This is a genomic window from Sphingobium sp. B2D3A (genome assembly GCF_025961795.1).
In the GTDB taxonomy this organism is placed as follows: Bacteria; Pseudomonadota; Alphaproteobacteria; order Sphingomonadales; family Sphingomonadaceae; genus Sphingobium.
In genome coordinates, this window is record NZ_JAOQOI010000001.1 from 1,413,030 (window position 1) to 1,431,889 (window position 18,860).

Consider the following 18,860-nt stretch of genomic DNA (forward strand, 5'->3'; position numbering starts at 1 on the left):
GCGAGACAACCGAGCGTAAGAGGACCGAAAGCAGCGGTGCGGAAGACTGTCGGCGCGCGCGCCGCCAGGACGCAGGTCGCTGAACCGGCCGACGATGCGAAGGGTCTGCGTCGCACACGGGATGCGGCTGGCACGCGCAAGAAGATTCTGGAAGCCGCCATCGAGGAGTTCGCCGAGCGCGGGCTAAGCGGCGCGCGCATCGATTCGATCGCGCAGCGCTCCGGCGCCAACATGCGGATGATCTACCATTATTACGGCAACAAGGAGCAGCTTTACGTCTTCGTGCTCGATCATGTGTATGAGGACATCCGCAAGAAGGAAGCGGCGCTGAACCTGGCCAACCTCGAACCGTATGAGGCGATGATGAAGCTGTTCAACTTCACCTATTCGCACTTTGCGGCCAACCCGCATGTCATCTCATTGTGGACCGGGGAAAACCTGCAGCAGGGTGCCTATCTCTCCACCTCGATGCGCGCGCCGACGCTCAGTTCACCGCTGATGGACGCCATCAAGGAGACGCTCGCGCGCGGCGTGGAGCAGAAGGTGTTTCGCGAGGATATCGATCCGCTGCAACTCTATGTGTCGATGGTCGCATTGTCTTACTTCCACCTGTCCAACGTCTACACGCTCTCGGCGATCTTCAGCGCCAACCTGCACAGTGAGCGCTGGAAATCGGAACGCCGGCGCCACGCCCAGGAGATGCTGAGCGCCTACCTCCTGTCCAGCGCCAAGCCGGATGCATGAGGACGACGCGGGAGACTCATCGGCGCTGCCGGTGTATTTCCGTCTCAGTGCCGGCGCATGTCTCGGCGGCCTGAACAGATAATCACTTGAATTATAACACTAAAAAATAGCAGGGCGGCCAAGCGGCAGTCTTGCCTTAGTAAGCAGTTTATGTATAACTATCGGCATGAAAGTTCATGTCATATATGCCTATCCGCTGAAGACGGGCCTCGCGGTCGACATTCACAACACGGTTGTCTCCAGCCTCATCGAGGCTGGGCACGAGGTCGATGATCTGGATCTCTATGCGGAGAATTTCGATCCGATCCTCAATGAGGAAGACCGGACGATCTATCATGACGTCACGATCAACCAACGCCGCATCAAGCCCTATGTCGACCGGCTGCAGGCGGCCGATGCGGTGGTGCTCTGCCATCCGGTCTGGAATTTCGGCTGGCCGGCGATGCTCAAGGGCTATTTCGATCGGGTGTTCCTGCCCGATGTCTCGTTCAAGATGGTGGACGGAAAGCTGACGCCGGGCCTCGCCAACATCCGCAAGCTGACCAGCGTAACGACCTATGGCGTGGACCGGCTCCGAGCGCTTTACCTGTTTGATCCGCCGCGTTCGAATGCCACGCGCTTCCTGCGGGTTGTGTGCAACAAGAAGGTGAAGGTGGATTACCTCGCCCTCTATGGGATCAATAACATGACGGAAGCGCGCGCGGCCAAATTCCTGGCGAAGGTCCGCAAAGAAATGCTGGCTTTCTGACCATGGGCGATCGCCGCGTTGACCCGAATCAGGGCGCGGCCGATGCCGCCGCGCCGATCGTTTCCTTCCAGGACGTCTCACTGACCTTCGGGACAGGCGTCGAGGCCCTGCGGGGCATTAATCTCGATATCCGCCCCGGCGAGTTCATCAGCATTTTGGGGCCCTCGGGCTGCGGCAAGTCCACCTTGCTGCGCATCGCCGCCGGGCTGATCGACTATACCGACGGGGCGCTTCATGCGGATCGCTCCCACATCGCCTTCACCTTCCAGGATGCGACGCTGCTGCCCTGGCGCACGGTGCGCCGCAATGTCGAGCTTCTGCTCGAATTGCGCGGCGTCGGGCGAGAGGAGCGGCGCCGGGTGGCGCAGGAGAAGATCGCGCTGGTCGGCCTGAGCGGCTTTGAGGAGCAATATCCCAAGCACCTTTCGGGGGGCATGAAGATGCGCGTGTCGCTGGCACGCGCCCTGACCCTCGACCCCACGCTGTTCATGTTCGACGAGCCCTTCGGCGCGCTAGACGAGATCACGCGCGAGCGGCTCAACGATGAAGTGCAGACCCTGCAGTTGCGCCAGCAGTTCGCGGCGATGTTCGTGACGCACTCCGTGTCGGAGGCGGTGTTCATGTCGTCCCGCGTCATCGTGATGTCTGCGCGACCGGGCCGCATTGTCGGCACCTACGACATCCCGTTCCCGTTTCCGCGCGATGACGCGGTGCGCTTCTCGCCGCAATTTGCGGAACTGTGCGGCACGCTCTCGGCGGCGCTGCGGGATGCATCGGGAGGTGTGGAATGACCAAAGCGACCTATTTTCCGCCCCGCGCTGCCCGCACAAAGGCCAGTCCCGCTGCACGCTGGGTCGCGCGACTGCTGCCCCCGCTGCTGCTCGGCCTCCTGCTCGCGGCCTGCTACGCTTATGCGCGCGCCGGTCTTGAGGCGTATCGCCAGTTCCTGATGCCCGGCCCCAGCGAGATCTGGGAAGGCGCCTTCGCTTCAGCCGCCGTACGCGCGGAACTGCTGCGTGCCGCCGGCGTGACGGCGCAGATCGCGCTCACGGGTCTAGCCGTGTCGATCCCGGGCGGCATGCTGCTCGGCGTCCTCATGTTCCGCTCCTTCTGGATCGAGCGGGCGGTCGCGCCTTATCTGGTTGTGCTGCAGTCGATCCCGGTGCTGGCGATCATCCCGCTCATCCAGTCCCTGCTCGGCTTCGGCTTCCTGCCCAAGGTGCTGATCGTCGCCTTGTTCACCTTCTTCGCCATTCCCACCACGCTGCTTCTCGGCCTCAAGAGCCTCGACAAGGGCATTGCCGAGCTGTTCCGGCTGGAAGGCGCGGGCTGGGGCACAACCTTGCTAAAGGCGGGCATCCCGTCCGCGCTGCCATCGCTCTTTGCCGGCATTCGCATTGCGGCGAGCCTCGCGGTGATCGGCGCCATCGTCTCCGAGCTGTTCTTCGTTTCGGGCGATGGCGGGCTGGGCCAGATGCTGGTCAACTCGAAGATCGATTTCCTCTACGAGCAGATGTACGCGGCGCTCATCGTCTCGGCGGTGATGTCGATCGGCGTCTATCTGTTCTTCGGCTGGCTCGGCGACCGGCTCTTCTCTCACTGGCACGATTCGGCCGGGGCGAAGGGATGATGCGGCGGGCACGTCATGCCGTGTTGGCCGCGCTGGCCTTGCTCGGCGCGGGCGCGCAGGCTGCGCCGGTCGCGCAGGGCGCCTTCGCCCGGGAGCATTACCGCACACCGTTGGCCAGGGTCTGCCCCAATCCGGTCGCCGTGCAGCTCGACTGGTTGCCGCAGGCCGAGCATGGCGGGCTGTTCCAGCTGATCGGTGGCGCCGGGAAGATGAGCCAGGGGCGCTATCAGGGCCGGCTCGGCGCGACCGGGATTGACCTGCTCATTCTGGTGGGCGGCAAGGGCATCGGCCTTGGCGATGCCGAGACACCGTTTTCCGCGCTCTACATGGGCAACAGTCGCGCTGGCCTGCGTCCGCATCTGGCGCTGGTCGATCAGGACAATGCCTTCATCTTCTCCCGCCGCTTCCCGGCTACGGGCGTGGTGGCAATGCTCGAGAAATCGCCCATGGGTCTGTTCTGGGACCGCGCGACCTATCCGCGCGGCTTCCGGTCGGTGGCGGACCTGCGGGCGTTCGTACGGTCAGGGAAAGGCAAGATCTACCTCTCCACCACGCGACGCACATTCGGGCGCTATCTCATCAATAACGGCCTGCCCAAGGATGCGGTGCAGGAAGGCTATAATGGCGACGCCGAAACCTTCGTGCTGAACCGTGGGCGCTGGCTTAATCAGGGCAGCGTCACCAGCGAGGGCTATCAGTTCGCTCATGGCAAGCGCTGGAACAAGCCGGTGGATTTCCTGCTGCTCTCGGACATGGGCTATCCGCTTTATCCCGGTATGGTCTCGGTCGCGACAAACCGGCTCAACGAGCTGGCCCCGTGCCTCAAGGGTCTGGTGCCGCTGCTGCAGCGCGCGCAGGTGGATTATATCCGCGCGCCGGGCGAGGTGAACGACGTCATCTACCGGTTCAACGAGGGCGGCTTCGCGGCGCCCTGGTGGAAGACCTCGCGCGAGTTGCTGGCAGCAGCCTCTGCCGTCTCGCTCTCGCGCGGCATCGTCGGCAACGGGCCGAACAGGACTTTGGGCGATTTCGACATGACCCGCAGCGCTGTGCTCCTCTCCCGGCTCAAGCCCTATCTCGACATCCGCGCCAAGCCGAATGTGAAGCCGCAGGATGTGGTGACCAATCGCTTCATCGATCCCTCGGTCGGCCTGCGCTGATGCCCGTGATTCTCGATGGCGATGCCACTGCGGCAGCATGGCGCGCGCGGATTAAGGCGCGGGCGGACGAGGGCGCATTCGTGCGGTCGGGGCATCGGCCGTGCCTCGTCACGGTGCTCGTCGGCGATGATGAGGCAAGCCGGGCCTATGTCTCGCGCAAGCATCAGGATTGCGAGGCGCTTGGCTTTGCCTCCCGCCAGATCGATCTCCCGGCCAGCATTTCGCAGGCCGACCTGCTGGCGCTGATCGACATTCTCAACCGGGACGCCGCCTGTCACGGCTTGATCGTGCAACTGCCGCTCCCTGCGCACATTGATGCCGGCGCGGTGATCGAGGCGATCAGCCCGGACAAAGATGTGGACGGGCTCCACCCTCTCAATCTGGGGCGGATGCTGGCCGGTCAATCTGCGTTGCGGCCCTGCACGCCAAGCGCGATCCTCGCTCTGCTGCGTGAATATGATGTGCCGCTGGCCGGGCGCCGCGTCGCGATCATCGGGCGCGGGCTGCTGGTCGGTCGGCCGCTCGCCATGATGCTGGCCGACAGGGATGTCGATGCGGTCGTCACCGTGCTTCATCGCGGCATAGCGGATCTGACGCCTGTGCTGCGCGAGAGCGACGTGATCATCGCCGCAGCCGGCCAGCCTGATCTTGTGCGTGCCGACATGGTGCGACCCGGCGCCTGCGTCATGGGCGTCGGGATTAGCTATGTCGACGGGCAGATGGTGTCGGACATTGCCGAGGATGTCGCGCAGATGGCCGGCTGGGTGACGCCGCGCCACGGATCGGTGGGGCCGATGACCCGCGCCATGCTCATGCGCAACCTGCTGGACGCGGCGCTCAGCCAGACCTGAGCGCCGCCGGTTTTCCCTTGTTCGATTATCCCCGCGCCGGGCCGATGGCCGCGGCGAGCTGGGCCTGATATTCTTCCATCCAGTCCGCATCGGCCGGCGCATTATAGGCGCCACCGCGCGCGCCGTTGACGATCTCGGGATCGTCCACGCCTGGCGGCACCGTGCCGGCATCCTGCAGCGCGCGGGCCGCCTTGATGATGCGCTTGCGGGTCTGCATGATCATCAGGTCGCTGGTGACGAGATGCTCGTTGGAGCGGTCCACGATGTCGCCCATGCTCTCGGTGATATACTGGTCCTGCAGCGTGATGCCGGTCACGCCGGTGAAGCTCACCTCATTCTGCGCGGTGCGGTCGACCTCATAATCATTCTCGGCATTCTGGGCGAGCTTCCAGCGGCCGAACCAGTCGCTGCTGTTGGGCAAGAAATTGTGGCGGAATTCCAGGCCCGCGATGGTGTTGCCATCCACCGTGGTGCGCAGTGGCTGGGTGCGCTTCACCCAGGCGAAGTTGAAGACCATGGTGTGGCTGTCATCCATCGGCACCCAGGCATTGGCGGTGACGTTGTCCGAGAAGGTGCCGTCCGGGAACAGCGCCCAGAAGGGGAAGATATACTGGCAGATGCGCCAGTAGAGGCCCTCGCCATCGGCAGAGGGGCGATAGGCGCCAGCCATCGTGCCCCAGTCGGTATCGGCGACCTTGAAGTCGGGCGCGCGCTTGGTCACCGCGACGCTGTGCATGTTGGTCGCGTCGACGTCTTCATCGGCCACGCTGCCGACATGCAGGAAGCCGAAGTGGCTCGTGTCGATGTCACCTTCCAGCGCCTGCAGCCAGTTGCACTCGCGCTGGGTGAGCGTCACGCGCAGCTCGGCATCCGGCAGCATCGTGGCTTCGATGCAGGGGAGGGGCGGCGGCGTTTCGCGCTCGCCCATATACACCCACACCACGCCGGCGCGCTCGGCGGTGCGATACACCTTGGCATGGACGCGCGGCTGGAATTTGGCGGCGTCGGCTTCGGAGACGTTCGGCATGTCCAGGCACTTGCCGTTCACGTCGAACTTCCAGCCATGGTACACGCAGCGAATGCCGCCCTTTTCGTTCCGCCCGAAGAAGAGCGAGGCGCAGCGGTGCGGGCAGCGATGGTCCATCACGCCGACCCGGCCCTCGCTATCGCGGAAGGCCAGCAGCTTCTCTCCGAGCAGCATCAGGCGCAGCGGCGCGCCGTCTGCGGCGATCTCTGACGAGGCGCAGGCCGGAATCCAATATTGGCGCATGACGGTGCCCATCGGCGTACCGGGGCCAACACGCGTCATCAGTTCATTATTCGCAACCGAAACCATGCAACCTTCCTTCTTTCAGATGTCCGCGAGCGCGTCTTGATTGTCCCAGGCCAGCATCTTGCCGGGGTTGAGCAGGCCCTTGGGGTCGACTTCCCGCTTGAAGGCCAACTGGACATGGTTGACCTGCTTCATGCCGCCTTCCTCGATGGTGTAGACATGCGGGTTGAACTGACGGCAGCCGCGCTGCTCATGATAGGCCATGATCTCGTTCAGTCGCTCCTCGGTGGTGAAGCGCACCATCTGGATGGCTGAGCAGCTCACGGTCGGGCCGCTGCGGGTGAACTCGAGGTGGAACATCACCTCGTCGCCGAAATGGCGCTGGAGTTCGTCGGCCAGTTCCACGCAATTTTGGGCCGGCAGCAGCGTTTGCAAATAGGTCAGCGTCGGATCGACCTTGAGCGCCTGCAGCGTCGTATGATTCCAGCACAGCTCGTAGAGCGGCACGCGCTTGCCCGTGGCAGGCGCGGTGCGGCTATCGTGCGCGATGCGTCCGCCGTGGGCCGCGACGAGCGTCTCGAACCCCTCCCATGACTGGCTGGCGACCATCACCAGCGCGCAGGCTTCATCCGCGCGGACATATTGCGCGATCGGGCGCAGATAAGTGTGAGCAATGGGCGGGGCCATCACCCCGCACTGCTTCTTCACCAGACCCGGACTTTCCGCGAACGCCTTGCCGAAGCGGGCGGCGCTCAGCAGATCGTCGAACGTGACGACCGCATCGATCCACAATTGCGCATTGGCGAGCGGCAGTTCCAGCTCGGTGATGATGCCGGTGACGCCGTAGCTGTGGTTGAACTTGGCAATGTCGGCGCCGCGCAGCTCCAGCACGCGCGGCTCGGCTTCGAGCGTCACGAGCTGGGCGCCGAGGATGTTGCCGGTCTCCCGCAGCATCCCCCAGTTGATCGAGCCGACGCCGCCCGATCCGCCGGCAATGAACCCGCCCACGGTCGCGACAGTGCGGGTGGAGGGGTGCAGCCGCATTTCATAGCCATGCTCGGCAAGTTCCTGATCGAGCGTGATGAGGCGCTTGCCGGCCTGCACGCGGCACACGCCGTCCTTCACCCAGAGGAGCTTGTCCATCGCGCGCATGTCGAGTAGCGCGCCGCCCCGGATCGGCATGGCCTGGCCGTAATTGCCGGTGCCGCCACCGCGCACCGTCAATGGCACGTCATGGGCATAGCAGGCGGCGGCGATTTCCAGAATGTCGGCTTCGGAATGCGCTTCCAGCAGCACGTCGCCGGTCACGTCGGCGAGCTGGCGCTTGAGGATGGGGCTGTACCAATAATAGTCCCGGCTCATCCGGCGCACCGCTGCGGCATCGGTGATGACCTTCGGCCCCTTCAGTGCGTCGATCAGACCATTCAAGTTCATAGGCTTCGATTCCGTCTCAATCCTGCGCGGCGCCGGGGCGGATCGCGATCATCCTTGCGCTCGGTCGAGCAGTAGTTATACATAAACTGCTTACTAAGAGAAGAGGGGAATCTGGGATTTGCGCGTGCGGGTCGTAGATTGGGTCGCCGAAATAGGGCAGAAACACAGCGGCGGGCGCGGTCGCGTCCGGCCGCGGTCCTGCGGTTTTGAGGAATAAAGGCAATGCTTGAATATTGGCAGGATATGACGACGCGCGACTTCCAGTCCGTGGATGCCGCGCGCGATATTGCCCTCATGCCGGTCGCCGCCATCGAGCAGCATGGGCCGCATCTGCCGGTCTCTGTCGATGCCGATATCAATGCGGGTGTCGTCGCGGCAGCGGCGCGTCACCTGGCGGACGGCGTGCGCGTCGTCGCGCTGCCGATGCTCGCCATCGGCAAGAGCAACGAGCATATGGCCTTCCCCGGCACGCTGACCGTCGGGACCGAGACGCTGCTGCGCTACTGGATCGATATCGCCGAGTCCGTCCTGCGCGCCGGTTTCCGCAAGATCGTCGTGCTGAACTCGCACGGTGGCCAGCCCCAGCTTGTCGAGATATTGGTGCGCGAGCTGCGCGTGCGTCACGGCGCTCTCGCCGTCTCCGCGAGCACCTACGGCTTTGGCGTGCCGGAGGGCCTGTTCAGCGAGGACGAGCTGCATCATGGCATTCATGCCGGCGCGGTCGAAAGCTCGATGATGCTCCATCTGCGCCCCGAGCAGGTGAAGCGCGAGCTGATGGCGGATTTCCCCTCGACCGGCCCGGCGATTGCGCGCGATTATGATGAGCTTCGGCTCGAAGGCGCGGTGGGCATCGGCTGGATGACGCAGGACATCAATCCGGACGGGGCAATCGGCAATGCCAGCCTCGCCAATGCCGATCACGGCGCCCAATGTCTCGACCATGCCGGGCGCGGCCTCGCGCGCCTGCTCGCCGATGTCAGCCGCTACCCCTTGCCGGAGTCCCGCGCATGAATCCCGCCGTCTATCTCTCCCGCGCCACCGAACTGCAGGCGTTCCGCATCGCGCCGACCGACACCAACTATTTCGTCATCCTGCATGACAAGGCCGTGCCCGGCTTCGAACATGTGTGCGTGGTCGAGATTTTCGAGCCCGGCGGCAAGACACCGCCGAACAGTCACAAGGCCGCCTTCGAGTTCTTCTATGTGCTGGAAGGGGAAGGGCGGGCGACCTGCGATGGAGCCAGCGTGTCGCTCAGCCGGGGCAGCGCCATGCTGCTGCCGCCCGGCGGCCTGCATGTCATCGAGAATACCGGGCCGGGCAAGCTCTACACGCTCACTGTCATGACACCCGATGAAGGCTTCTCCGACCTCATCCGCTCCGGCGTGCCGGTCGATCTCGATGCCAGCGATATCGCTCTTCTCTCAGGAAACGCATGATGACTGACCAGACAGCCTCCTATCATCGCCTCGGCAGCTCACCGCGCCGCGCGTGGCAGGTGAATGCGCAGGAGGCCATTCTTGCGCAGGGGGACCAGCCGCGCCGCGTCGTCGCCTGCGAAGCCGCGCCGCAGAATCTGCAGATCGATCTGGCGCGCACGGCGATTGTCGTGGTGGATATGCAGAACGACTTCTGCCACCCCGATGGCTGGCTGGCCTCGATTGGCGTCGATATTTCCGCCGCGCGCGCCCCCATCGCGCCGTTGCAGGCGCTGTTGCCTGGTCTGCGGGCTGAGGATGTGCCCGTCATCTGGCTCAACTGGGGCAACCGGCCGGACCGGATGAACCTCAGCCCCTCGATCCTCCATGTCTACAAGCCGGACGGCACCGGCACCGGCCTCGGCGATCCGCTGGCGAACGGGGCACCGGTTCTGGAGGAAGGGAGCTGGGCGGCGGCCGTGGTCGACGAGCTGCCCATCGCGCCGCAGGACATATGCGTTTCCAAATATCGCATGTCCGGCTTCTGGGACACGCCGCTGGACAGCATCCTGCGCAATCTGCGGGTCGATACGGTGCTGTTTGCGGGCGTGAACAGCGACCAGTGCGTGCTGGCGACGCTGATCGACGCGAATTGCCTGGGCTATGATTGTGTGCTGCTCACCGATTGTGCGGCGACCACCTCGCCCGCCTTCTGCGCCGAGGCGACGCTCTACAATGTGAAGCAGTGTTTCGGTTTCGTGATGGATTCGGCGGCGCTCGTCGCCGGCATGGATGCGGCGATCGGGCAGGAGCGCGCGTGATGAAGATCAACAAGCCCGCCGTCCTCGCCGAAGTGACCGCGCTGGTGGATCGCTACGAACGCGCTCTGGGGGAGAATGACATCGCCATGCTGGACGGCATGTTCTGGCAGTCGGACCGAGCGGTGCGTTATGGCGTTGGCGAATGCCTGTACGGGATCGAGGAGATCCTCGCCTTCCGCAAGGCGCGAGCGGGCGGCTCGCCGCCCCGTGCCATCCGGCGGATGGAGATCACCACCTTTGGCGATGATTTTGCGACCGCGAATGTCGAGTTCCAGCGGATCGGCGGCGCGGTCATCGGCCGCCAGAGCCAGAGCTGGGCGCGGCTGCCGGAGGGATGGCGCATCGTCTCCGCCCATGTCTCGCTGCAGGGAAGCGGCCACTGACGGCACGCGCCCGCGCGGGCTGACTTCAAAGGCCTGCCGCCCTGCCGTCGCTGCGCGGATCGCTCGCGCCTTCCATCTGCCCATCGGCATGGCGGACGATGGCGCCAGCATGGCCCATCATCGCCGTCATCGGCGCGACCAGCTCCACCTCGTGCCCCGCCGCGCGAAGCTGCGCATAGAGCGCCGGCTCGAAGCGATCCTCCAGCTTGAGTGATGTGCTTTCTTCCCCCCATGTTCGGCCGAGCAGCCAGCGCGGGGCGGAGATGGCCTGCTGCAAGGGCACGCCGAAGCGGGCGTAGCGGCTGAACAAAGCGGCCTGCGTCTGCGGCTGGCCTTCGCCACCCATGGTGCCATAGGCCATCACCCGGCCATCATCGAAATGCGCCAATGCGGGGTTCAAGGTGTGGAACGGCTTGCGGCCGGGCTTGAGGGCATTCCAGCCCTCGTCGGCGAGACGGAAAGAGCAGCCGCGATTCTGCCATGTGATGCCGCTCTGCGGGAGTACGAGGCCCGAGCCGAACTCGAAATAGGTGCTCTGGATGCAGCTCACCACCTGCCCGCGGGCATCGGCGGCGGCGAACCAGCAGGTATCTCCCAGGGCCGAGGGGCGCGGCCACGGCATGGCGCGCGCCGGATCGATCGCCTGCGCCATCCGGTCCAGACCGGCCGCGTCATCAAGCAGCGCCTGCGGATCGATCTCCATGAAAGCCGGATCGCCGACATGCGCATCGCGGACCAGAAAGGCCTGCTTGGTCGCCTCGACCAATCCGTGCAGATGCGCGAAGCTTTCGGCCTGTTCCGCCGGCAAGCGGTCGAACAGCGCGAGAATCAGCAGCGACGCGAGGCCCTGTGTCGGCGGGGCGGTGTTGTAGAGCGTGGCGTCGCGCAGCCGCACGGTGAGTGGGGCAGGCGAGGTCGCGCGGTGGGCCGCCAAATCCTGCGCCGTCACCGGACTGCCGAGCTGGGTGAGATCATCGGCGATCCGCTCGGCGAGCGCGCCGCGATAGAAGCTGTCCAGCCCATCCTCGGCCAGCATTCTCAACGTTTCGGCGAGTTGCGGCTGGCGCAGCGTTTCGCCCTGGCGGAGCGGGCGGCCCTCCGGCTCGAAGATCGTGCGATAGGCGCCCGGTACGCATGTCAGTTCGTCCGATTTGCTCGCGGCCAGTTCGGCGCCGCCGGCGGTCACCGCCACGCCCTGTTCGGCACGGGCAATGGCGTCCGCGAGCAGGCGATGCAGGGGGAGGGGAGAGGCCAGCGAGGACCGCGCCAGATCCCATCCGGAGACCGTGCCCGCCACGGTATTGGCGGCGAGCGGCCCGCGCCAGGGAATGGCCGACAGGCCGGCATAGGCATCGCCAAGCGCCCGAGGACTGCGCCCGCAGGCGTCGATGGCCCAAACCCGGCCGTCCGGCTCGTGGATCAGCCAAAAACCGTCCCCGCCGATTCCCGTCATGTGCGGATAGACCGCGGCGAGGCACGCGGCGGTGGCAATCGCCGCCTCGATCGCCGTGCCGCCGTCCCGCAGGATGGACAGGCCGGCTTTGCTGGCCAGATGATGGGGCGCGGTGACCATTCCGTGGTTGCCGTGGGCACTCTCTTGCATGGTCATGGTCCTTTCCGCTCAGCGCATCCCGTCCGCTGCGGATGCACTAGTATGCATCTTCTGCATAACTTTCAACTTCACCTCGTCCAGACCCATGTCTATGCTCCGGCCCGGTTCGTGCCACCCAGCCTCCTGCTTTCCGGAGAGATGCCATGCTTAAAACCCCTCTCGCGCTGCTCCTTGCCATGTCGGCGCTGGCCAGTCCGGCCATGGCCGCAACCGTGGATGCGCGGGCGACCGCTGCCATAGAGCAATCCATCAAGCAGAGCACGCCGGACCTGATCGCCCTCTACCGTGATCTGCACGCCAATCCCGAGCTGAGCCTGGCGGAAACCCGCACGGCCGCGCGGCTGGCGCAGGAAATGCGCAAGCTGGGGCTGGAGGTCACCGAGAAGGTCGGCGGGACCGGCGTCGTCGCCGTGCTGCGCAATGGCGAGGGGCCGGTGGTGCTGATCCGTGCGGACATGGATGCCCTGCCGATGAAGGAGCTGAGCCAGTCGCCCTTCGCGAGCACCCGTGAGGCGCCGTATCAAGGCAAGACCACGTTCGTCGCGCATAGCTGCGGCCATGATCTGCACATGGCCTGGTGGGTCGGCACGGCGAAAGCCATGCTCGCCATGCGGGACCAGTGGCGCGGGACGATGCTGTTCGTCGCGCAGCCGGGCGAGGAAAGCGGGCAGGGCGCGCGCAAGATGGTCGAGGACGGTCTGTTCACGCGCTTCCCCAAGCCCGATTACGGCTTTGCGGCCCATGTCGGCAATGATCCTGTCGGCCGGATCGTAGTCAAGCAGGGCGCTTTTACCAGCAATTCGGACACCATCCGGATCACTTTCAAGGGCAAGGGCGGTCACGGCTCGATGCCGAGCCGCACCATCGATCCCATCGTGATGGGCGCGCGCTTCGTGATGGATGTGCAAACCGTGATCAGCCGGCAGAAGGATCCGTTTGAGTTCGGGGTCGTGACGGTCGGCTCGTTCCAGGCGGGCACGGCGGCCAATATCATCCCGGACACGGCATCGCTGGCCCTGACGCTGCGCTCCTTCTCGCCGGAGGTTCGCGAGCAGCTGGTCGAGGGCGTGAAGCGCACGGCGCTCTCGGCCGCAGCGATGTCGCAGGCGCCCGAACCGGTAATCGATCACAGCAGGGGCGCGGCATCGGTCATCAATGACGATGATCTTGCCGCGCGGACCGCAGCTGCCTTGCGCACGGCGGGCTGGGACGACATTGCCCTGATTCCGGCCACTGCGCCGGGCGGTTCGGCCAGCGAGGACTATTCCGAACTGGTGTCAGCCAGCGGCATGCGCTCGGTCTATCTGGGTGTCGGCGGCTATCTGCCGTCAGTCATCGCGGATTATGCCAAGCGTGGCGAGCCGCTCCCGACAAACCACTCGCCCTACTTCCTGCCGGACGCCGAAAGCGCCATCCCAACGGCCATACGCAGCCTGTCGGTCGCGGCCCTCTCGGTGCTGGGCAATCCCAAATAAGTCTGGTGCGCGGGATCAGACCCGCATCGGCATGAGCACGTAAAGCGCCGGCGCCTTCTCATTCTCGCGAATGAGCGTCGGCGCGGCCGCGTCGGCGAGGTGGACTTCAACCGAGTCGCCTTCGACCTGTCCGAGAATGTCGAGCAGATAGCGGGCGTTGAAGCCGATCTCGATGGGGGCGGCGCTGTAGTCGCCGGGCACTTCCTCGGCGGCAGTGCCGTTTTCCGGGCTGGTGACGGAGAGGGTGATCTTGTCCTTCTCTAGCGCCATCTTCACGGCGCGGGTCTTCTCGGTGGCGATGGTCGCGACGCGGTCCACGCCTTCCTCGAAGCTGCGCGGATCGATCTTGAGCAGCTTGTCGTTGCCGGTCGGGATCACGCGGCTGTAATCCGGGAAGGTGCCGTCGATCAGCTTGCTGGTCAGCACCGCATTGCCGAGGTCGAAGCGGATCTTGGTGGGCGAGAGGTCGATGCGCACGCTGCCATCCACTTCGTCGAGCAGCTTGCGCAGCTCGGCGATGCATTTGCGCGGAATGATGATGTCCGGCATGCCTTCGGCGCCATCGGGGCGCACGACCGTGACGCGTGCGAGGCGGTGGCCATCGGTCGCGGCGGCCTTCAGCACCGGGGCGGGGTCTTCCGCGACGTGCAGGAAGATGCCGTTCAGATAATAGCGCGTCTCCTCAGTGGAGATGGCAAAGCGCGTCTTGTCGATGATCTGGATGAGCGAGGCGGCCGGCAGCTCGAAGCTGGTGGGCAGCGCGCCTTCCGCGATGATCGGAAAGTCGTCGCGCGGCAGCGTCTGCAGGTTGAAGCGCGCACGCCCGGCCTGTACCAGCATCTTGCCCTCGGCCGCTTCCAGGCGGACCTGGCTGCCCTCGGGCAGCTTGCGCGCGATGTCGAACAGGGTGTGGGCGGAGACGGTGGTGGCGCCCGGCGTTTCCACCTGCGCCTGCACATTCTCGACGATCTGCAGATCGAGATCGGTGGCCATCAGCTTGATGGCGCCGTCGCCGGTCGCGTCGATCAGCACGTTGGAGAGAATCGGGATCGTGTTGCGCCGCTCCACGACCGACTGGACATGGCCGAGGCTCTTCAGGAGCGTCGCACGTTCGATGGTGGCCTTCATCCCTCTGGTGTCCGTTTCTTATCCGGTTGATGGAGTCGGAGCGAAGGAGTCCGCTCTTGGAGCCTCATTCCTTATCGAAATTGCCGCATGGGGCAAGTCGCCCCGAGAAAAAAGCGCGTGTCCACCCGGCGCCGTCTTGTGTTCGCGGGCGCGTTACGCTTTGTCCGGCGGCATGACGCTCACCTGCCCTGTCCGCGCGCTCGCTCTGCTGCTGATCGGCGCCGCGCTTGCCGCGGCCGGCAACGCGCGGGCGCGGGATGTGCTCGGCGTGTTCGAGGGCTGGGGCGCGTTCCGGGATCCGAACGCCCAGCGCTGCTTTGCCATGGCCCAGCCGATGGCCGGGGGCTGGGAAGCCTCGCCCTGGCGTCCGTTCGCCGCCATTGGCTACTGGCCCCGCGCCGGGCTGCGCGGGCAGGTGAATATTCGCCTCAGCCATCAACTGGCCAAGGATACGCACGCTGTTCTGTCCGTCGGCGGCAGGCAGTTCCCGCTGGTCGGGTCCGAGGCGGATGTCTGGGCGGCGGACCCAGCAAGCGATGCGGCGATCATCGCCGCGATGCGCACCAATCGGACGATGACCATCTCCGGGCGGGCGCGGGCCGGCGGGCGCTTTACCGATCGCTATGCCCTGGGCGGTGCCGCCACCGCCATCGACGCGGCGGCGTTGGCCTGCGCGCGGCGACGTTAAGCGCTGCTTTCCCGGTCCCGCCATGCGTTGACAGCGCTCTTGTTGCATTGCAGCATACGACGCATCGTCCGGGGAGACCATGCTTCATGTTCTATCGCCACGCCCTAGGGGCAGTCATTGGCTGCCTGATCGCCGCCCCACTGGCTGCGCAACTGCCCGACCCATCCCCTGAGCGGATCAATGCCTGGTGGGGCCATGTCGAGGAACTTGCCAGCGATGCCAATGAAGGGCGCGGAGCCGGCACGCCGGGCTATGATCGCGCGGCCGATTACGTCGTCGAGGCCTTTCGCAAGCTTGGGGCGCAGGCGGCGGGAACGGACGGCTATTTTCAGCGTGTCGATCTGGTCGAGCAGCGCTTCGATCAGCCGGCGAGCACGGCGGTACTCAAGCGCGCGTCGGGCGATGTGGTTCTGGCGACCCCGCAGGATCTGTTCTTCCGTGGCAACACGCCCATGCCGGCCAGCATCGACGCCCCGCTCGTCTTTGCCGGCTATGGCCTCTCCATAGCTGAGGCCGGTCATGATGATTTCGCGGGGATCGACGTCAAGGGCAAGGTGGTGGTCGTGCTGTCCGGCGGCCCGGCCGACATTTCGGGCGCGCTGAAGTCTGATGCGCGCTCGGCGCGCGCGAAGCTCCTCGCTGAGCGTGGCGCCCTCGGCATGATTGCGCTCACCACCCCCAAACAGGTCGAGATCCGGTGGGATCGGCAGGTCGGCAATGCGAGCCTTTCCTCCATGTATCTGGCCGATCCGGCGCTGCGCGATGTCTCGGTGCCCTTCATGATGGCGACCCTCTCGCCGGAAAAGGCCGGCCTGCTGTTCGAGGGTACGGGGCAGAGCTTCGAGGCGCTGTCTGCCCTGTCGGACGCATCCGCGCCGCTGCCCGTCTTCGATCTGCCGGCCCGTTTTGCCGCGACGATTAAGGCGACCCAAAAGCCGCTCAGCAGCAACAACATCATCGCGGTCCTGCCCGGATCGGACCCGGCACTGGCCTCGGAATATGTCGTCCTTTCGGCGCATCTGGATGGCTATGGCATCGGAGCGCCGGTCAATGGCGATGCCATCTATAACGGGGCGTTCGATAATGCCGTCGGCGTCGCCAGCATGATCGAGGCGGCCAGGGCGCTGGCGGCGGCGCCCCAAAAGACCCGCCGCTCGATCCTGTTCGCCATCGTTACCGCAGAAGAGAAGGGCCTGCTCGGCTCGCGCTATTTCGCCAGTCGTCCTACGGTACGGGCCGGATCGATCGTGGCGAACATCAATCTGGACATGCCGCTGCCGATCTTTCCGCTGACCAGCATCACGCCCATCGGCTATGAGGAGAGCACGCTCGGCGCTCATGCGCAGGCGGTGAGCGAGGCGATGGGCCTGCCCATCGTCCCGGACCCTAAGCCGGATCGCAACGTGTTCATCCGGTCGGATCAATATAGTTTCATAAAGCAGGGTATCCCGGCGCTCTTCCCCAAATATGGTTTCAAGCTCGGGACGCCGGAAGAGGCGGTGGAGGCCGCGTGGCGCGCGAATATCTACCATTCTCCCCAGGATGATCTTCTGCAGCCGGTGATGAAGGCCGAGGGCGTCAAGCTGACCGACTATGTCATCGCGCTCACCCAGCGCGTCGCCGACGCGCCAGAGCGCCCGCGGTGGCTGGAGACGAGCTATTTCAAGCGCTTTGCGAACTAGTCGGCCCGTCGTCAGTCTCGTTCGCGGCGGACGATCGCGTAGGTTTTCGGGGCGAGATGGAGATCCCATTGCTGCCCCTGCGCATCGCGCGCGTCATCGACCTCCCAGCGATTGTCGTCGATGTCGAACTCGATTTCGTCCCAGCTCTTGAATCCCGCCTCGTGCAGCACGGCCGTGATGGCCTTCGCCTCCTCCGGGGTCGGGGCACGGTCCGCGGCGAAAGCGGGCGTCGCGCAGGCGAGCGAGGCCAGGGCGACGAGGGGGAGCGGGAACGCGAACTTCATGGATCAATCCTCCGATAGGGGCCGAAGGATTCCACGGGAATGGCGTACGTGGAATGATCTGCCTCGGGCGCGATGGGGCGTCCGACATCACGCTTGTGAGCAAGCGCCAGAGGGGCCCGGACGACCAGAGCGTAACGGCTCCTTGCTCGCCGGGTTCCCGCAACGACGGGAAATCCGGTTTCGTATGGGGATGCTCTGCCGGGATCGGCGTTGGTCAACGCCACTGGCGCAAGCTCCAACATGCGATTATATGCGCCCCATGCCCCACACTGCGACGCCCCTCATGCCGATCCCCGGCCATGTCGATCCTGTGCCGGTCCCCCGCGCGATCACGCCGCGCGAGGACGGGCGGGTCGATCTCGTTGGTCTCTCCCGCGCCCAGATCAAGGCTGAGCTGAGTGCGGCCGGTCTCGATGAGAAACAGGCGAAGCTGCGCGCCAAGCAGCTCTTCCACTGGCTCTATCATCGCGGTGAGACCGACTTTGAACGCATGACCGATCTGGCCAAGCCGATGCGGGGCTGGATGGCCGAGCGCTTCATCGTCGGGCGGCCCAATGTGGTGGAAGCGCAGATCAGCTCGGATGGCACGCGGAAATGGCTGCTGCGTTCCGACGACGCGCAGGATTATGAAATGGTCTTCATCCCCGATGCGGACCGGGGGACGCTGTGCGTGTCCAGCCAGGTCGGCTGCACGCTCAATTGTCGCTTTTGCCACACCGGCACGATGCGTCTGGTGCGCAATCTGACGCCCGGCGAGATCGTCGGGCAGGTGATGCTCGCGCGCGATGCCTTGGGCGAATGGCCAAAGGGCAGCATGGCCGGCTTCGGCGAGGTCGATGAGGAAGAGGACGACGACGCGCCGCAGTACAGCCCGGACGGGCGCCTGCTCACCAACATCGTGATGATGGGCATGGGCGAGCCGCTCTACAATTTCGAGCATGTCCGCGATGCACTCAAGGTGGTGATGGATGGCGATGGGCTGGCCCTCTCCAAGCGTCGCATCACGCTCTCCACCAGCGGGGTGGTGCCGATGATGGCGCGCGCCGGCGAGGAGATCGGCGTCAATCTGGCCGTCTCCCTCCACGCCGTCACCAAGGAGGTGCGCGACGAGATCGTGCCGCTCAACCGCAAGTTCGGGCTGGAAGAGCTGCTGCAGGCCTGTGCCGACTATCCCGGCGCCAACAATGCCCGTCGCATCACTTTTGAGTATGTGATGCTCAAGGACAAGAATGACAGCGATGAGGATGCGCGCGAACTGGTCCGTCTGCTCCGCCAATATCGTCTGCCGGCCAAGGTGAACCTCATTCCGTTCAACCCCTGGCCCGGCGCGCCTTATGAGTGCTCGACGCCCGAGCGCATCCGGCGCTTCTCGGACATCGTGTTCGAGGCGGGCATTTCCGCGCCGGTGCGCACGCCGCGCGGTCGCGACATCATGGCGGCATGTGGCCAGCTCAAGTCCGCCAGCGAAAAGAAGAGCCGCGCCGAGCTGGATCGGCTCGCGGCCGAAAAGCAGGCCGCGCTCGGCTGAGCCA

At 65.2% G+C, this 18,860-nt stretch carries 19 protein-coding genes; 14 read left to right on the forward strand and 5 right to left on the reverse strand.

The annotated features are described in order from the left end of the window. Positions 1–36: 36 nt before the first annotated feature. From M2337_RS06535 to M2337_RS06560, 6 genes are all read left to right on the forward strand, one after another. Positions 37–744: a TetR family transcriptional regulator gene (locus M2337_RS06535; protein ID WP_264572161.1), complete on the forward strand. Its 708-nt coding sequence runs from the start codon at positions 37–39 to the stop codon at positions 742–744. Positions 745–910: 166 nt separating this feature from the next. Beyond that, positions 911–1,492, forward strand: coding sequence for an NAD(P)H-dependent oxidoreductase (locus tag M2337_RS06540; RefSeq protein ID WP_264572162.1), 582 nt, complete (start codon positions 911–913; stop codon positions 1,490–1,492). A gap of 2 nt (positions 1,493–1,494) precedes the next feature. Further along, on the forward strand, positions 1,495–2,283 hold the full coding sequence (locus tag M2337_RS06545; RefSeq protein WP_264572163.1) for an ABC transporter ATP-binding protein: 789 nt from the start codon (positions 1,495–1,497) through the stop codon (positions 2,281–2,283). Then, complete coding sequence (locus M2337_RS06550; protein ID WP_264572164.1) at positions 2,280–3,122, forward strand: ABC transporter permease; 843 nt, start codon at positions 2,280–2,282, stop codon at positions 3,120–3,122. Before M2337_RS06545 ends, M2337_RS06550 begins: the two co-directional genes overlap by 4 nt. Next, entirely contained in the window at positions 3,119–4,282 is a 1,164-nt protein-coding gene (locus M2337_RS06555) for a hypothetical protein (RefSeq protein ID WP_264572165.1), read from the forward strand. The genes M2337_RS06550 and M2337_RS06555 overlap by 4 nt, the downstream gene beginning before the upstream one ends. Next, positions 4,282–5,133: a bifunctional 5,10-methylenetetrahydrofolate dehydrogenase/5,10-methenyltetrahydrofolate cyclohydrolase gene (locus M2337_RS06560; protein ID WP_264572166.1), complete on the forward strand. Its 852-nt coding sequence runs from the start codon at positions 4,282–4,284 to the stop codon at positions 5,131–5,133. Before M2337_RS06555 ends, M2337_RS06560 begins: the two co-directional genes overlap by 1 nt. A gap of 25 nt (positions 5,134–5,158) precedes the next feature. Here the strand turns inward: M2337_RS06560 and M2337_RS06565 are convergent, their stop codons facing one another. Together M2337_RS06565 and M2337_RS06570 are read right to left on the reverse strand one after the other, a co-directional pair. Continuing rightward, entirely contained in the window at positions 5,159–6,469 is a 1,311-nt protein-coding gene (locus M2337_RS06565; protein WP_264572167.1) for a Rieske 2Fe-2S domain-containing protein, read from the reverse strand. A gap of 15 nt (positions 6,470–6,484) precedes the next feature. Then, positions 6,485–7,840, reverse strand: coding sequence for an FAD-binding oxidoreductase (locus tag M2337_RS06570; protein ID WP_264572168.1), 1,356 nt, complete (start codon positions 7,838–7,840; stop codon positions 6,485–6,487). Positions 7,841–8,062: 222 nt separating this feature from the next. On the opposite strand from M2337_RS06570, the gene M2337_RS06575 reads away from it, so the two are divergent. Genes M2337_RS06575 through hpxZ form a run of 4 tightly spaced genes read left to right on the forward strand, consistent with a single transcriptional unit; the run spans position 8,063 to position 10,459 of the window. Further along, a complete protein-coding gene (locus M2337_RS06575; protein WP_264572169.1) occupies positions 8,063–8,851 on the forward strand; it encodes a creatininase family protein in 789 nt (262 codons plus the stop codon). Beyond that, positions 8,848–9,276 carry a cupin domain-containing protein gene (locus M2337_RS06580; RefSeq protein WP_181558831.1) on the forward strand — a complete coding sequence of 143 codons (429 nt, stop codon included), beginning with the start codon at positions 8,848–8,850 and terminating at the stop codon, positions 9,274–9,276. The genes M2337_RS06575 and M2337_RS06580 overlap by 4 nt, the downstream gene beginning before the upstream one ends. Next, on the forward strand, positions 9,276–10,076 hold the full coding sequence (locus M2337_RS06585; RefSeq protein ID WP_264572170.1) for a cysteine hydrolase family protein: 801 nt from the start codon (positions 9,276–9,278) through the stop codon (positions 10,074–10,076). Before M2337_RS06580 ends, M2337_RS06585 begins: the two co-directional genes overlap by 1 nt. Then, positions 10,076–10,459 (forward strand): oxalurate catabolism protein HpxZ, encoded by a 384-nt coding sequence (gene hpxZ, locus M2337_RS06590; protein WP_264572171.1) that lies wholly within the window; start codon positions 10,076–10,078, stop codon positions 10,457–10,459. Before M2337_RS06585 ends, hpxZ begins: the two co-directional genes overlap by 1 nt. Positions 10,460–10,484: 25 nt before the next feature. Here the strand turns inward: hpxZ and M2337_RS06595 are convergent, their stop codons facing one another. Continuing rightward, positions 10,485–12,062, reverse strand: coding sequence for a gamma-glutamyltransferase family protein (locus M2337_RS06595; RefSeq protein ID WP_264572172.1), 1,578 nt, complete (start codon positions 12,060–12,062; stop codon positions 10,485–10,487). Positions 12,063–12,214: 152 nt separating this feature from the next. Between M2337_RS06595 and M2337_RS06600 the strand changes: the two genes are divergently transcribed. Then, positions 12,215–13,546 carry an amidohydrolase gene (locus tag M2337_RS06600; protein WP_264572173.1) on the forward strand — a complete coding sequence of 444 codons (1,332 nt, stop codon included), beginning with the start codon at positions 12,215–12,217 and terminating at the stop codon, positions 13,544–13,546. A gap of 15 nt (positions 13,547–13,561) precedes the next feature. Here M2337_RS06600 and dnaN read toward each other — a convergent pair whose 3' ends face one another. Continuing rightward, the gene (dnaN, locus tag M2337_RS06605; protein ID WP_181558834.1) at positions 13,562–14,674 is read right to left on the reverse strand and encodes a DNA polymerase III subunit beta; all 1,113 of its coding nucleotides are present in this window, start codon (positions 14,672–14,674) and stop codon (positions 13,562–13,564) included. Between the two features lie 172 nt (positions 14,675–14,846). On the opposite strand from dnaN, the gene M2337_RS06610 reads away from it, so the two are divergent. Together M2337_RS06610 and M2337_RS06615 are read left to right on the forward strand one after the other, a co-directional pair. After that, positions 14,847–15,362, forward strand: a complete 516-nt coding sequence (locus tag M2337_RS06610) for a hypothetical protein (RefSeq protein WP_264572174.1) — start codon at positions 14,847–14,849, stop codon at positions 15,360–15,362. 86 nt (positions 15,363–15,448) lie between these two features. Further along, positions 15,449–17,044, forward strand: coding sequence for a M28 family metallopeptidase (locus M2337_RS06615; RefSeq protein ID WP_264572175.1), 1,596 nt, complete (start codon positions 15,449–15,451; stop codon positions 17,042–17,044). A gap of 11 nt (positions 17,045–17,055) precedes the next feature. Here the strand turns inward: M2337_RS06615 and M2337_RS06620 are convergent, their stop codons facing one another. Continuing rightward, positions 17,056–17,328: a PepSY domain-containing protein gene (locus M2337_RS06620; protein ID WP_264572176.1), complete on the reverse strand. Its 273-nt coding sequence runs from the start codon at positions 17,326–17,328 to the stop codon at positions 17,056–17,058. A gap of 259 nt (positions 17,329–17,587) precedes the next feature. Here M2337_RS06620 and rlmN point away from each other — a divergent pair, with 259 nt between their 5' ends. After that, on the forward strand, positions 17,588–18,856 hold the full coding sequence (gene rlmN / locus M2337_RS06625; RefSeq protein WP_264572177.1) for a 23S rRNA (adenine(2503)-C(2))-methyltransferase RlmN: 1,269 nt from the start codon (positions 17,588–17,590) through the stop codon (positions 18,854–18,856). The last annotated feature ends 4 nt before the right edge of the window (positions 18,857–18,860 follow it).